Genomic DNA, 15,053 nt, shown 5'->3' with positions numbered 1-15,053 from the left:
AGGTCAAAGGCAGGGAGCATGGACAGCGAACCGATCACCACAAACCGAACACGCGGGACCCAAGCCCATTATCAAGCGTTAGTCGACAGCGCGGCAGCCGCGATCTTGGTGATTGATGAACGCGGCATTATTTTAGATGCGAACCCGTTCACCCACCGATTATTGGGTTATCACCCGCAACAGCTAATCGGAAAGAATGTTGATTGTTTAATGCCGCCGGAGCACCAAGGGAAGCATGACCATTATTTACGGCAATATATAACAACAGGCCAGGCAAACATTATCGGTACCGGCCGGCGGGTTGAGGCACGGCATCAAGCGGGGCATGTGGTACCCATTCATCTGGCGGTCAGTGAAGTGTGGGTTGAAGACCGGCGAGAGTTTATTGGCATTATGTCTGATATGCGCGCGCTGACTCAGGCTCAGACGCGTATTAAACACGAACGCAATCAACTCAAAACCATTATTAATGCGATCGCCAATCCTGTTTTTGTCCGAGAGCTGGGCGGACAATATTCGCTTGCAAATTACGCCTGCCTACAAGCATTAAATGTCGAGCATGTTGAACAGCTTGCTGAGGCAATTCATGGTGCCTTGCCTGAGGGAATGCGCGAAACCCTCAATGCGCTTGATCACCAACTGACGCTCGATGGTGAACCCGTTCATGTAGATGTGACATTAAGAGATGGTCGGACTTTTAAGCTCGCTAAAACGCTTATTCGCCACGTAGAGGGAGAGCCTTACGCCATCGTGACTGTTGGGTATGATGCCACACCATTGCTGCAAGCGAAGCACGAGGCAGAACGCGCCAATCAAGCCAAAAGTGATTTTCTCTCTGCCATGAGTCATGAGCTGCGCACGCCTTTAAACAGTGTGCTCGGTTATGCGCAACTACTACAACGATCCTCTTCTCCTCGCTTGACGGAGACGCAACGGCAATATGTCGATCAAATTCACCAAAGTGGTCGCCACTTACTCACCTTAATTAATGATGTGCTGGATCTTGCCAAACTTGAGGCAGGAAAAACGGTGGTCAATGTCACCTGGTATCCGGTTCGCGCCCTTGTCAGTGATGCCGTTCGAACACTACTCCCGCTCGCACAGCAACAGCACGTTGAGTTAGATGAGTGCCTACCCGCGGATCTGAGTGGCGACCTATATGTGGATCCAACCCGTTTCAAACAAGTGTTGATCAATTTACTCAGCAACGCGATTAAATATAACCATCCTCAGGGGCGAGTATGGGTTGAAGCCAGTCAACCATCGTCAACCTTGACGATCTCTGTATCAGATACCGGGATCGGTATTGCTGAAAATCGGTTAAACCATCTTTTTGAGCCTTTTAACCGCTTGGCCGCCGAACAATCACAGATTGAAGGGGCAGGTGTGGGGTTAGCGGTGAGCCATCAATTGGTTGTGCAAATGCAAGGCGAGATGTCAGTAAAAAGCCAGCCAGGCAAGGGCAGTTGTTTTGCAGTAACGTTCCCTTACCGAGCGTCGACGCGACCTGACGATCAAGGTTGTACGTGTCTCCGCGTGAGCCAGCCGCATCGCGTGCTCTATATTGATAATAACAGTGCCCGCCAGCGCCTGATGACCGATTGCTTTGAAGATTGGCCAATGTTGACACTCTATCATGCGCATGGGCTGTCACTGGCTGAGGCTGTTGCGCTCGCGTCTCCGCCATCGTTAGTCATTATGGCGGCTGATAGCGTTGCGGCAACGTCCGAACAAATACAAGCACTATTTGGCGACAAACCACTCATTGTTCTGACTGACAACCCATGCGACGAACCGCATAACAAACCGACATTACGACGTTTATCGCTGCCGCTCTCGTCAGCGGACTTGGCTGAGGCCATACAATTATTATTAGAGGAGAGGCTATGACAAAGGATCCGTCACAAGCACATATATTGATCATTGATGATCGACCGGAAAACATTCACTTACTGTCTACCATGCTCAAGCAAGCCGGTTATCAACAGCTGAACGGACTCACCGATCCTCGCCTTGTTACCGATGCTCTCTCCCCCGTTCCCGACCTGATTTTACTCGATATGCGGATGCCGCAGCGCTCTGGCTTACTGGTGCTGGATGATCTTAATGACGCTTTAGATGAGCATTGCCCGCCCGTGATGGTACTCACCGCAGATAATGACCTGAATTTGCGTAACCAAGCGTTATGCCGTGGCGCGATTGATTACATCAGCAAACCCTTTGATCACGATGAGGTGTTGCAACGGATTCAAAACCTTTTGCATCTGCAATTGAAAACCCGTAAAGAGCGCGATCAAGCGGCACGGCTGCAAATGCTGGTTAACAAACAAACGGCGGCTTTACGCGCGCTTTCTTTGACCCATCCGTTAACCGGGCTACCAAATCGTCGCGCATTATTAGATGCCGCTGAGCGCCAGCTGAGCAAAGGGCCGGTGACTGTGATGATGATTGCCTTAGATGGCATGGAAGCGGTGACCAAACACCAAGGTCATTTAATGACAGAGGCACTATACAAACAAGTGGCTAATCTGCTAGCCAATAGTACAGTGGCGCGCCCACATCGCATTGGCGTTTGGGATAGCACACGACTGGTGATGCTGATTGAAGAACACGATAACCATGCCGTAGAAAAAGCCGCGCGCATCAATCGGTTGATCAGCGGACATCACACGCTCGATGGGCGTTTAATGTTTTTACGTTGCCACATTGGTATCAGCCGCACGGAGCTTGAGACACAAGATGTGGCGCAACTGTTTCGTCAAGCCATTTTAGCGATTCCGACGGATGACCAACTTATCGGCGAATATCAGCCTGAGCTTGACAGCCAAGCTCAGCGCGCGCATTTGATTCGCACCGAATTAGGGCCAGCACTGCAAAGCGGACAATTATCACTGGTGTATCAACCCAAATGGCGATTAGACGGCGGTTTGATGATAGGCGCGGAAGCGCTGTTGCGTTGGCAGCATCCGACCCTTGGGGCCATCAGTCCGGCGGAATTTATCCCCATCGCCGAACGCAGCGCAGACATGATCCAACTGGGCGACCACGTACTGGTGATGGCCTTAGCCGCGGTTGAATGTTGGCGAAAAAATAAACTGATCAACGATAGCTTTCACCTGTCAGTCAATGTTTCTGCCCAGCAGTTTCGCCCCGGCTTTGCTGACAGCGTCTTAGCTCGGTGCCAGGCAGTTGATGTCCCTTTGCATCTGATTCAATTAGAGGTGACAGAATCAGCACTGATCCAGCACATGTCGGTGGCACTGAAAGAGCTACAACAATTGCGAGATGCAGGCATGCATATCGCCCTCGATGACTTTGGCACCGGCTACAGCTCGCTCAGTTACCTTAAACAGTTACCGGTCGATTGGGTCAAACTTGATCGCAGCTTTATCCAAGACTTGGCTACCAACGCCAGTGATAAGCACTTGGTGGGTAGCGTGATTGATTTGGCCCATGGCTTTGGTCATGGTGTGGTCGCCGAGGGTGTTGAAAAAGAGGACCAGCAGTATGTGCTACAAACCATTGGCTGCGACCAAGTGCAGGGCTTTTTATACGCACGGCCGCTAATCCAAGAAGGATTTGAACAACTGCTTAAAACCGCCAATCAAGGCAACGCGACGATCAATAGCAATGCGACGATCAATAGCAATGCAACCAGCAATAATAATGAGATGGCCTAAACGCGCAATTAGCGCCATCATACTTGCGCTTTATCACTAAGGTTTATATTCTGACCGTGTTAGTCGGGGAGCAAGCAATTGCTGAGACTGCGAAAGCAGGACCCGTAGAACCTGATCCAGTTAGCACTGGCGGAGGGAACTGACGTGCTCAGCACACAAGGTCGCGCCATCGTGCGTGGTTTTGTCTCCTTCCGCCCCTCATGATTAAGGGGCCAATATGAACCAATCACCACCTGTTATTCTCACCATCGCCGGCTCAGACAGCGGTGGGGGAGCTGGTATTCAAGCCGATATTAAAGCGATTTCAGCCACGGGCGGCTATGCCTGCTCGGCGATCACCGCCTTAACTGCACAAAATACCTGTGGCGTTGAGGCCGTCTCGCCGGTCGACCCAGCGTTTGTTCGCGCGCAACTGAATGCTGTGTTATACGACATGCCGGTACGTGCCGTGAAAATCGGCATGCTCGCCAACCAAGCGATTATTCGCGAAGTAGCCGCTGTGCTCGCGCGTTCCCCGCACTTACCAGTCGTGCTCGATCCGGTCATGATCGCCACCAGCGGCGATCCGTTATTAGATGATGACGCCATGGATGCACTGATCAATACATTGATCCCGCGCGCGACCATTTTAACCCCCAACTTGCCAGAGGCCGCGCGTTTAACCGGGTGTCCTGTTCCGACAACCACCGAAGAGATGTACGCCTTAGTGCCGGCACTGCGCAAGCTCGGATGTCCGTATGTGATGCTAAAAGGTGGGCACTTGCATCATGCGCCAGAGAGTCTGGATGTGTGGATTAGCCGAGATACGTGTCAAACCCTGAGTGCGCGCCGCATTGAAACGCCTAACACCCATGGCACAGGCTGTTCACTGTCGGCGGCGATTGCCTCGTTTTATGCGCAGGGACTGACACCCATTGACGCCGGGCGAGCGGCTAAGCGTTATCTCACTGACGCCTTAGCGCATAGCCAACAGTTAATCGTTGGAAGAGGGGCAGGGCCGGTACATCATTTTTTCGCCTACCCCGCTGATGAAAGTGTTTATTTATCCAAGCATGCGTTGGTTGAATCGCACGCTCTCGTTAAATAATGCACTTTGATTAGATAGCGTGCTTACGCGGCGGACCAATGTGGCAAGCGCTGGGCGGCGATATAAAAAAGACGGTCGCCCGGCAATACTTTTGTCCCCACTGGCGGGTTCAAAACAATACCTTGGCCTTGGTCGATCCCAATTAAGGTGGCGTCATATTCTTGCTTGAGCTGACCAAAGAGATCGCCGGTATCGATTTCTGTTGCGTTACTCGGATAACGGGCACAGTATTGCGTCATCCCTTGTGACGTGCTCAAAAGCTCATGATGCAACTGACTTGAACCGGGATCCACCGCCGCTTTTGCTAGCATTTCGACCGACACCGACGGCACACATTCCGCATGCGGGTAGTGCTGTTTGAGGATTTGGCTTATCGCATCATCTTGAAAATACGCCAATAAATGCGCTGACGGATTTTTATGTGCGCAGAACAGAGCCGCTGACAAAGTAATATCATCTTCTGGGTTATCAATAATAATACTCGAGGCATGCTCGACCTTGGCGCGGGCAATGCCTTCAGCATCGGTAAAACTTGCCACGCGCACAAATTCCACTTCACCAGGCAGTGGGTTTTCGATTTCTGCGCGCGCACAAAGCACAATCGGGCGCTCACCGTGCACTCCGCTTTGCAATAAACGAATAAGCTGTATCGTACGTTGTCCGTTCCAGCCTAAGATAAGAAGATGATTTTTCACACTAATACTCCGTTTTCCTTGTAACCCGCGTCGCCAATAATCCACCAGTGATCCGGTGATATGCCCAATCACCACCGCAAACAACCCTAAGCCGCCGGGAATAATCCAAAAAGCCGTGATCCATTGCCCCCACTCAGTAACGGGGGAATAATCGCCGTAGCCAACGGTCGAGGCCGTCACAATCAAGTAATACACATAGCGGCTCAGCGATTGGGTCATCGCGGTCTCGCCCGCCCCATATAAAAGTAGCCAGCCAATCACGCCATAGGCGAGTACCACCAAGCCGAGCATACGCCCGTTCAAATGGGCGAAGCGACTGATAATCCAACGTTTAAAAAGCAACCAAAAGGTCATAAATTTTCGCTCATTCACTTCAGTGATCGCAGTATGAAGTGATTTGCGTCAGGTTTACAGTGTAAATCAGGCGCTTGGCGTCAATGCGATCACACTTTGCTTGGATAATCCTACAAAGCCAATTTAAAGTGTTAAAATATTATAAAAAGCTTAATTACATCATTAGGAGTCAGCGTGTTTATATCTCGGCGTCAACTTGAACAAGAGCAGCAAAAGCAGGTTGCTCTGCAGCAAAAAATTGAGCAAATTAATCATACCATCGACGCGCTGAATGCAGAGAAAGGCGCATTGCAGGCAGAGCTGGATACCGTCGCGAAAAAACGCCAAACCGGCAAAGCGATCGACGCCAACTTATGCCACTTCGGTGATTCGATCAACGCCACCCAATCCTCTCTGGCTACTTTGGCGGACACCATTAACGGTGAAAAAGAGCGTGTGACCGAAGTGAGCCACCAAGCGGCATCATGCGCCGAGCAAGTCAATGACCTTGCGCGCCATGTGCAGTCGTTATCTTCGCAATGTCAGCAATCGTCGGAAGCGATTCGTTCGCTCGATCAACACGCCCAAGAGGTGAGTGGCATTGTCAATTTGATTCGCGATGTCGCCGATCAAACCAACCTGCTGGCGTTAAACGCAGCCATTGAAGCGGCACGCGCCGGTGAGCAGGGCCGAGGGTTTGCGGTGGTCGCTGATGAAGTACGCAACCTTGCCGAGCGCACGTCCACTGCCACCCAAGATATTACCCAGCTGGTAGAAAAAATTCGTGCGGGCAGCAGCCATGCGTGCACGCTCACCGATACCCTTGCCACTGAAGCCATTCAATACAGCGAACAAGGCCAACAGGTTGCCGATGCCATGGCCACCCAAAGTGAGCAAGCACAGCACAGCCGCACCACCATTAAAGCCTCTGCACTGCGCGCCTTTTGTGAACTGGCCAAACTTGACCATATCAGCTTTAAATTTGCGATATACCGCGTGGTATTGGGCGAAGACAGCATGATGGCGGACGATGTCACCGATCACACCCAATGCCGACTCGGCCAGTGGTATAACCATGGTGAAGGGCAGCAATATTTTGGTCAGTTGCAAACGTTTAAAGCCATTTCCGGGCCTCACGAGCAAGTGCACACCCACGCCAAGGCTGCGGTGGCAGCGTTTCATGCTCAACAACCGGATCAAATGGTCACCGCATTAAAAGAGATGGAAAACGCCAGCATGACGGTGATCGATAAGCTTGAACATCTCGCAATAGAAGGGAGTGAAGAGGTGGCGTAACAACGGGGTGTTAAATCGACGAGCTCATGGTAATCTCAAGTCAAACCAAGGAAAGATGGCCGAAGGAGGCTGAAGTAACCATGACGTCGATTGCACTACTCGATGGTGGCCTAGGGCAAGAAATTTATCAACGTGGCCCCGATGTGAGCTCTAAGCTTTGGTCGGTCGCGGTGATGTTAAAACATGCCAATATTGTCAAAGACGTGCACAAAGATTTTATCCGTGCCGGCGCGAAAACACATACCCTAAATACCTATCCTGCGACACCCACACGTCTGGCCAAAGCGGGGTTGAGCGATAAAATCAACACCATTTATCAAAAAGCCTTCGAAGCGCTAGAGCAAGCCGTGGATGAGACAGGCGCCGATGTCGATATTGCCGGTTGTTTGCCACCGCTGGTGGGCAGCTACCTCGGCCAGCCGCAACGCAGCTTTGATGACATGAAAGCCGAGTTTTTGCACATTGCCCGCTTGCAGCCTCATGTGGATGTGTTTTTAATCGAAACCATGACCAACACCCTCGAAGCGCGCGCGGCCTGTGCTGCGGCCCAAGAGCAAGGCAAACCCTATGGCGTCGCGTTTCGGTTAGAGGCAGCAGGCACCTTGCGCTCGGGCGAGTCACTTGAACAAGCAATGCACGCCGTGGCCGAGTATGCCCCAACCGCGGTAATGCTAAACTGTTGCGATCCTGCCGTGCTGACCACCGCCATGCCGCAAATGGCGACCCAAGCCAACATTGTCGGTGGCTATGCCAACGCCTTTAAATCGGTAGAAGACATGGCCAAAGGCAGCAAAGCCGATGCCCTAGAAGCGCGTGAAGATCTCTCACCCTTAGTCCACACCGAACGTGTACAACAATGGATTGCCGACGGTGCCCTGGTGGTCGGCGGCTGCTGCGAAATCACCCCCGCGCACATCCAACACCTCGCGCAAACCCTTGAGCAGTCCCACGAGATCATCAAGTTTTCGCAGTTGAGGGGTTAAGGCTTTAACGCGTTCCCACGCGCCGGCGTGGGAGCGAACAAGCATGAGATCACAGCGGAACTCTAACAACTCACTCAATCAAGCTTATCCATCATTCTGCGGGCACGAAAACGGCTCCTCGCGTATAGCGTCAAGTATCCTGATACTGGGAGAGGAGGGACGAGTAAAGTTGAGGACTCTGAACTGCCAAGCAGATAGAAAATTACGACGATAAGGTTTATGATTATGACAAAGTGGTTTTTTTTATAAACCACCTCATTGCTTGAGAGGATGCCATGTTTGCAGAACGCCTAGAACGAGCTCGTAAGGCGGCCGGGCTATCAATGAGTGCATTAGCCAATGAGGTTGGCCTGTCCGCTAACGCTATTAAAAAGTACGAGCATGGCACGACAATGCCTTCATCTTCGAACCTACTGAAGTTGGCAAAAGCTCTCGCTGTGCGCTCAGAGTATTTCTTTCGCCCAACGAAGGTGAAACTAGAAGGTGTTGAGTACCGCAAGCGTGCGAGTACACCAAAGAAAATACTGGACCGAATCAATGGTGACGTTCTAGACCAAGCTGAACGTTGGCAAGAGCTATTAGCGTGTTATCCCGATTCGGTAAAACCCATTCCTGAGTTTGCGTTACCAGAAGCGCTTCCAGAGCAAGTTACTTGTTTAGAGCAAGTCGAAGCGTTAGCCATCCAAATGCGTCATGCCTGGGAACTTGGCTTAAATCCAATTCACGATATGATCGATACCCTCGAAGCCAAAGGGGTGATGATCATTACCACTGATGTCGAAACGAACAAAAAGTTTGATGGTTTAGCGGGGAAAATTGGCAACACCCCCGTCGTTGTTATCTCTACTGCTCAAAGTGGTGACCGTCAGCGTTTCACCTTAGCACATGAGCTAGGGCACTTAGTGGTACACGGGCGTTTAGCAGAAGGGATTGATGAAGAGAAAGCATGTAATACCTTTGCGGGGGCATTCCTTTTACCAGCACAAACGCTTATTGCGCATTTGGGTAAAAAACGCCGCCATATTGAACCGCGCGAATTGCTCATGCTAAAGCACGAATATGGTATCAGTATGCTGGCGGCACTGTTTCGAGCGCGTCAATGCGGCATTATTACGCCAGCGACGCAGAAGAATTTGTTTATGCTGTTCAGTAAAAATGGCTGGCGAACGCTAGAGCCAGGTAACGCCTATCCACAAGAAACCACTTATCTACATAAACAGTTGGTCTATCGCGCTTTGGGTGAAGAGTACATTGGAGAAGCTAAAGCCGCTGAACTTCTAGGAATGTCACTGTCCGGCTTTCATAAAGAGCGTAAGTTGGAGATGCCTATTAACGAGCAAGTCGCTCAGGAAGGGTAATGTGCAGCAACTTCTAATTAGCGATGCCAATATTCTAATTGACATGGAAGAAGGCGGTTTATTGGAAGCAATGTTTCAGCTGCCCTACGGCTTTGCAACGCCAGATATCCTGTTTTATGAAGAGCTCGAAGAAGAGCATGCTCACTTACCTGGCTTAGGATTAGCGCTAAAAGAGGTTTCTTCCGAATCAATGATGTATGCCATGAAGCTAACAGGGACCTATACCAAAGCTAGCAGAAACGATTGTTTCGCGCTTGCGTTGGCCAAACAAGAGCAATGTCCGTTACTGACCGGCGATATGGCGCTCAGAGTCGCCGCAGAAAAAGAGGCTGCCATTGTCAAAGGCACTATCTGGTTGGTGGGCCAGCTGGTGGTTCATCAGCAAATCAATATAGAAAAAGCGCGAGATGCTTATAGGCAGATGCAAGCCAACGGCAGGCGCTTACCATGGGCACTGGCGGAGCAAGCCCTAGCGGAACTAAAGCAAGAACAGTAAAAGTGTGTTTACTCGTTCTCACGCTCCCGCGTGGGAATGCATGCGGTGTTTGAACCATAATCGCGTGGAGTTTTTTTAGTTATACTTCTATGGTTAGCGTAATAAAGCCGTCGAGAAGTCAAGAATATATTTAAATGTGGCCCTGATCACATCGTGACGCTTAACCTAAGACAGAATACTTCATATTTTGGGTTGTAATTAGTATATATTTTTATTACCGTTAACTCGTTGTCTGATGTTAATCAAACATCGCTACCACTCAGCTAGTATCGGAATCTTTCGATTTAGCGCCCAAAGTCTGCCTGAAAAGGCGTAATAAGGAGTTATACCAATGCCAACGCAAGTTAAGCATCCCACTAATATCACTCAATCAATTAATAGTCATGACGGCGAGTCTATCGTTCGGTTTTTGGTTGTGAAATCAAGTCCGATGAACAAGGCCGTGCAAGCACTATTCGTGACCCCATTCGCATTCCCAAACTTAAGTTTCTCCATTCTGAGTGACTTTTACGAGAGTCACTCAGAACGGACATACCCGTTGTAAAACATTAACAAGGAGCAAGAAATGGATATGAAACATACTGTAATGATCTACGCATCGCCAGAATTGATTCGTCAAGAGGGGGCTTTAACAGAAGCTGATGTCCTGTGGACGGTCGATTTTAACCGCGATCTTGATATGTTCTTCAACAAACGTAAATACAAGCATGATTTTGACCAGTTTAAAACCGGGGTAGGACGACTACGAGTAACATTCGATTACGATAATAAGCATTCAATGGAAGACAACTTAGCATTTGTCGAAGCGATAGCGGCTAAGCATATCGTGGCTAATTCAGGGCTGAATGCGTTTGGATTTACTGACGACAAAATGAGTATTCGTCGTGACCAACTACATATCGTATTTAGTCAGGCAGATGCCGCCCCTCTTATAGAGAGGAACCTTGGAGATTCTGGGTTCTTCGGACAAAAGGGTGTACTGGCCGCTAAAAGCGCACCCGCGGCGGGTTATCTTTACGGCGCAACAACGGAAGTGGCGACGGATATCGCATGGGTCAGCCCATACCTAGAGCCGAATGCTGAATTTGATATGCATGATCGGATTGTCGAAAACGATGTTCGTCTTAACGATTACGTGTATACGTCGATGGGCTATATGATCATTGACTACCGAACGGTGGAGGAGTTTATGTCCTTGCCTGTCACTTTATATGAACAAGAAGTGCTGAAACAGGTATACACACGCCCCTTTGAAGCTGTGAAAGAGATAGTCAACAAGGCTAAGGACGTTATAGATAAAGACAACCGATACCTGGATAAAATCAAATCAAAATTTGGTGATGACGCGTTACTGATTGATAACAATGAAGATAAAGCATGGTTACCGATCATTCCATTAAAGAACGCAGAAAATGACTTTTATTTAGTTCTTGGTATGAGCAGGCATTGCAGCCCATTGCGGCTACAAGAAATGCACAGCCATGGGTATGGAAAAGACATTCCTCAGCGACTCAGCGACGAAGAGCTTCAGGAAGCAAGCCAATACAGAAAGGAAAAATACGGTCGCTAAATGAAGCAGTAACAGTAGTAGAAAAGAGCGCATTGCACAATGCCGCTCTTTTTTTAATTAATTGAACGATTCTCATCGGGTTTAATTGTCAGCTTCCATATTGTGAAAGCCGGTTTTTTCAATAGGCAGTGTGATTGTGCGGGAATGATGTCAGCAATAGCCTATTGAAACGCATCACTAAAATACAGTCTATCACTTGCTGTTTGAGTGCTTCCCCGGTGGTTATGGTTGTTCGATATCTTTTGATTAAGTGGCAAGTATGGGCTCTATTCTTACTTTAATTGTATTGCTTTTTATTTTTCGTTTGGCTTTTTCACTGATTGGGCGAGTGATTCATGAAATAATGAGCTTTAGACACCATCTCAATCAACATCTGTTGTACAAGCATGGTGTATATCCTATTAGCCAGCGTGAGTTTATGGTTTTCTGGGGCGCCCTAGATGTGTTATGGCTATTGCGCCTTATCTACCCGCACCAAATATTGGGCGAAGTGATTTCACCACTGTATGTCGTTTGTGCATTACTGTTGCTTCCGCCCATATATGCTATTTACTGGATATGTCGACGAGGTTTTTCTTGGGCAACCTTGCTGACTGCTTTATTGATGTTAATAGCGGCACCAGTCATTTTTGTTACCCAAGGTGTGTCGATTCTGCTGAATATTCTTATTGCATGGAGCACTCGTAACTACAAAGGGCAAATTAATTGGGTGCAAGTGTTTCCGTCTTAGCTGGGAAAGCATACTCGCTATCATGGCGGGAGCCAGGGAGAGATCGCGAACGCGATCACCGTGGCATTCAGTGATCAGCGCCGAACCTTCATGACGATGTTGTGTTTGAACAGCGTTGTTTCATGAATCCCAGCTTTTTAGAAAAGGTTTTAGCAGCAGGCATACCGGCAGAGGTTGAAAAATGAACACTCATGCGCTCGCCCTGCTACTCACCCCGTTTAAGGTAATGCTTGTAAGACATGGTGCCAGGTAGTGATACCAGCTTTGTGTATTCAAAGACACGGCCGTCTTTTAGCAAACCGATGGACAGTACTTGAAGTAATGGCGTTGATGGATCGATATCGAGGATCCGACGCATTGACTCGCTCGGAAGGATGGCTTCGAAATCTTGAGACGCGCCGTCGATATCAAGACCTAGTTCCTCTTCCAGGTAGCGATATTTTGAGCCTTCTAAAGACATCACATTCATTCGTGGATAGAGTGAGGCAGGCATGTAAGACTCTTCGTATACGGATGGCTTTCCGTTTAATAGCTTGAATCTTCGAATAAAATAGACTTTTTCGGTTTTCTCGACCTTTAAAAGCCGCACCAGCTCTTCGTCTGGATCAATGAGAGAGAACTCATCAATCTTGTATTCAAGCGTCGTGTTTGTACTTGAGAAGTATTCGTTGGTACTTTTCAGTGTTAGCAACGAGCCAACGACCGTTTTACCGATGATGCTTGTGCCAGCCCCTTGACGCTTTGCAACTAAGCCTAGTTCAACCAACTCATCGATAGCATTACGTATAGTCACTCGGCTAACGCCATAATGTTCGCTGAGTGCTTTTTCTGTGGGGAGGATATCACCAACCTCGAACTCGTCTGAATTGATGCGTGAGCGTAAATCTTGCATCACTTTTTTATACAGCATCTTTCACCTCTCTAGTACACCTGCCAGATAATACAAAAAAAAGACAAATTAAGCGACCCTCCGACCCTAAAACACTGGTTTGTCTGTTTATCAAGCAAAGAGATCAATGTTTAGTACGTTTTTTGCCCTGTTTTTAGCTTTGTTGTATTTATTTGTATCTTATCACGATTTACTTATATTTTATTTGTATTGTTTTTGGGGCGGGTATAGGTTGTAGTTGTCAGAAGACAACAAAGCCTAAAAAAACATTACCAAGGAAGCTGCTTATGTTAAGTGCAATACAACGATTAGGCGGAGCAATGTTCACCCCTGTACTGCTATTCCCGTTTGTTGGGATACTGATTGGGTTAAGTATTGTTCTGAAAAACCCAGTGTTTGTCGGCGATCTTGCAGATAAAGAGGGCCTTTATTACCAAATACTAAAAGTCATCGAAGAAGGAGGATGGACCATCTTCCGTAACATGGCGCTGCTTTTTGCTATCGGTTTACCCATAGGTCTTGCCAAAACAGCACATGCTCGAGCAGTGATGGTTGTGCTTGTGTCCTACCTGACGTTTAACTACTTCGTTAATGCAATGGGAGGCTTTTGGGGCGAGTTTTTTGGTGTTGATTTCTCACAGGCTATCGGCGGCACATCAGGACTCACAGAAGTGGCTGGTATCAAAACGCTCGATACCGGGATTTTTGGTGCCATCATTATCTCGTCTCTGATCACCTGGATCCACAACCGCACGTTTGAAAAAACATTGCCGGCCTATTTAGGTATCTTTCAAGGTGCGTCTTTTGTCGCCATGTTGTCATTTTTCGCGATGATCCCAGCAGCTTGGCTCACTCTTTATATTTGGCCTTCCATTCAGCAGGGCATCCTCAGTCTGCAAACATTCATGTTGGAGTCAGGGTCGTTTGGCGTATGGCTATACACTTTTCTCGAACGCATTTTAATCCCAACTGGCCTGCATCACTTCATCTATACGCCGTTTGTCTTCGGCAATATCGCGACACCAAATGGCATCACCGCTGATTGGTTTATGAATCTCGAGAGTTTTACTCAATCGTCAACGGCGATGAAAGATCTCTTTCCCGCGGGAGGCTTTGCCTTACACGGCAACTCGAAAGTCTTTGGTTGTGTTGGGATTGCCATGGCGATGTATGCCACTGCCAAAACCGAGAATCGTAAAAAGGTTGCTGCGCTTCTCATTCCCGCGACGCTCACGGCGATGCTAGTGGGTATCACTGAACCACTCGAATTTACGTTCCTTTTCATTGCACCTTGGCTGTTCGCCATTCATGCGCTCCTTGCTGGCACCATGGCGATGATGATGTATAGCTTCGGCGTGGTTGGAAACATGGGGGGAGGATTAATCGAGTTCGTCACAGGGAATTGGATACCGTTACTCGGCAACCACACCAGTATGGTCGTGACCCAAATTCTAATTGGTCTGGCATTCACGCTTATCTACTTTATCAGCTTTAAATTCTTAATTGAAAAATTTGATGTGCAAATTGCAGGCCGAGGCGATGCCGATCTCAAACTTCACACTAAAGATGACTTCAATAAAAAACACGGGATTACCGGCAAAGGTGGTCATACGGTCAGCCCCATGCAAGTACAAGCGGCTGAAACCTTGGATGGCCTAGGTGGAACTGAAAACATTATTGAGTTGAGTAACTGTGCAACACGTTTACGCGTGACGGTTGCCGACCCAAGTAAGGTTGCCTCTCGCGAGTTCTTTATGAATACCGGTGCGGTCAATGTGGTGACGAATGGCCAAGCTGTACAGGTCATTATTGGTCTAAACGTTCCCCAGCTTCGGGAGGAATGCGAAAAAATCGTCGCTGTGCACCGAGGTGAAAAACAAGCAAAAAGGGTAGAAGACGCAGACATTGCGCCAAACCCAGCCATTTAAGAGATATC

12 protein-coding genes and 1 riboswitch are annotated in these 15,053 nt (G+C 48.7%); of the genes, 10 read left to right on the top strand and 2 right to left on the bottom strand.

The annotated features are described in order from the left end of the window. The first annotated feature begins 18 nt into the window (after positions 1-18). The 3 genes from BZG81_RS11580 to thiD all read left to right on the top strand — a co-directional run bounded on the left by BZG81_RS11580 (position 19) and on the right by thiD (position 4,767). On the top strand, positions 19-1,890 hold the full coding sequence (locus BZG81_RS11580; protein ID WP_198533652.1) for a sensor histidine kinase: 1,872 nt from the start codon (positions 19-21) through the stop codon (positions 1,888-1,890). Further along, complete coding sequence (locus tag BZG81_RS11575) at positions 1,887-3,680, top strand: putative bifunctional diguanylate cyclase/phosphodiesterase (RefSeq protein ID WP_077677446.1); 1,794 nt, start codon at positions 1,887-1,889, stop codon at positions 3,678-3,680. Before BZG81_RS11580 ends, BZG81_RS11575 begins: the two co-directional genes overlap by 4 nt. A gap of 54 nt (positions 3,681-3,734) precedes the next feature. Then, positions 3,735-3,835, top strand: a riboswitch (TPP riboswitch). A gap of 62 nt (positions 3,836-3,897) precedes the next feature. Then, on the top strand, positions 3,898-4,767 hold the full coding sequence (gene thiD, locus BZG81_RS11570; protein WP_077660584.1) for a bifunctional hydroxymethylpyrimidine kinase/phosphomethylpyrimidine kinase: 870 nt from the start codon (positions 3,898-3,900) through the stop codon (positions 4,765-4,767). A 23-nt stretch (positions 4,768-4,790) separates the two neighbouring features. Here the strand turns inward: thiD and BZG81_RS11565 are convergent, their stop codons facing one another. Then, on the bottom strand, positions 4,791-5,816 hold the full coding sequence (locus BZG81_RS11565; RefSeq protein WP_077677445.1) for an ion channel: 1,026 nt from the start codon (positions 5,814-5,816) through the stop codon (positions 4,791-4,793). A 174-nt stretch (positions 5,817-5,990) separates the two neighbouring features. Between BZG81_RS11565 and BZG81_RS15865 the strand changes: the two genes are divergently transcribed. The 6 genes from BZG81_RS15865 (at position 5,991) to BZG81_RS11530 (ending at position 12,228) form a co-directional block, all read left to right on the top strand. After that, complete coding sequence (locus tag BZG81_RS15865; RefSeq protein ID WP_077677444.1) at positions 5,991-7,091, top strand: methyl-accepting chemotaxis protein; 1,101 nt, start codon at positions 5,991-5,993, stop codon at positions 7,089-7,091. 80 nt (positions 7,092-7,171) lie between these two features. Then, a complete protein-coding gene (locus tag BZG81_RS11555; protein ID WP_077677443.1) occupies positions 7,172-8,074 on the top strand; it encodes a homocysteine S-methyltransferase family protein in 903 nt (300 codons plus the stop codon). Between the two features lie 275 nt (positions 8,075-8,349). Next, positions 8,350-9,432: a helix-turn-helix domain-containing protein gene (locus BZG81_RS11550; protein WP_077677442.1), complete on the top strand. Its 1,083-nt coding sequence runs from the start codon at positions 8,350-8,352 to the stop codon at positions 9,430-9,432. Position 9,433: 1 nt separating this feature from the next. Then, a complete protein-coding gene (locus BZG81_RS11545) occupies positions 9,434-9,928 on the top strand; it encodes a PIN domain-containing protein (protein WP_077677441.1) in 495 nt (164 codons plus the stop codon). A 565-nt stretch (positions 9,929-10,493) separates the two neighbouring features. Beyond that, positions 10,494-11,498, top strand: coding sequence for a hypothetical protein (locus BZG81_RS11535; RefSeq protein ID WP_077677439.1), 1,005 nt, complete (start codon positions 10,494-10,496; stop codon positions 11,496-11,498). Between the two features lie 343 nt (positions 11,499-11,841). Then, positions 11,842-12,228 carry a hypothetical protein gene (locus tag BZG81_RS11530; protein ID WP_131826434.1) on the top strand — a complete coding sequence of 129 codons (387 nt, stop codon included), beginning with the start codon at positions 11,842-11,844 and terminating at the stop codon, positions 12,226-12,228. A gap of 205 nt (positions 12,229-12,433) precedes the next feature. Here the strand turns inward: BZG81_RS11530 and BZG81_RS11525 are convergent, their stop codons facing one another. Beyond that, positions 12,434-13,138, bottom strand: a complete 705-nt coding sequence (locus BZG81_RS11525) for a GntR family transcriptional regulator (protein WP_077677437.1) — start codon at positions 13,136-13,138, stop codon at positions 12,434-12,436. A 266-nt stretch (positions 13,139-13,404) separates the two neighbouring features. Between BZG81_RS11525 and BZG81_RS11520 the strand changes: the two genes are divergently transcribed. Next, the gene (locus BZG81_RS11520; protein ID WP_077677436.1) at positions 13,405-15,045 is read left to right on the top strand and encodes an alpha-glucoside-specific PTS transporter subunit IIBC; all 1,641 of its coding nucleotides are present in this window, start codon (positions 13,405-13,407) and stop codon (positions 15,043-15,045) included. Positions 15,046-15,053 lie beyond the last annotated feature (8 nt).

The organism is Salinivibrio sp. MA607 (assembly GCF_001996245.1).
Classification (GTDB): Bacteria; Pseudomonadota; Gammaproteobacteria; order Enterobacterales; family Vibrionaceae; genus Salinivibrio; species Salinivibrio costicola.
The sequence above is the reverse complement of the archived record's forward strand: the minus strand, read 5'-3'. Positions and strand labels throughout refer to the sequence as shown.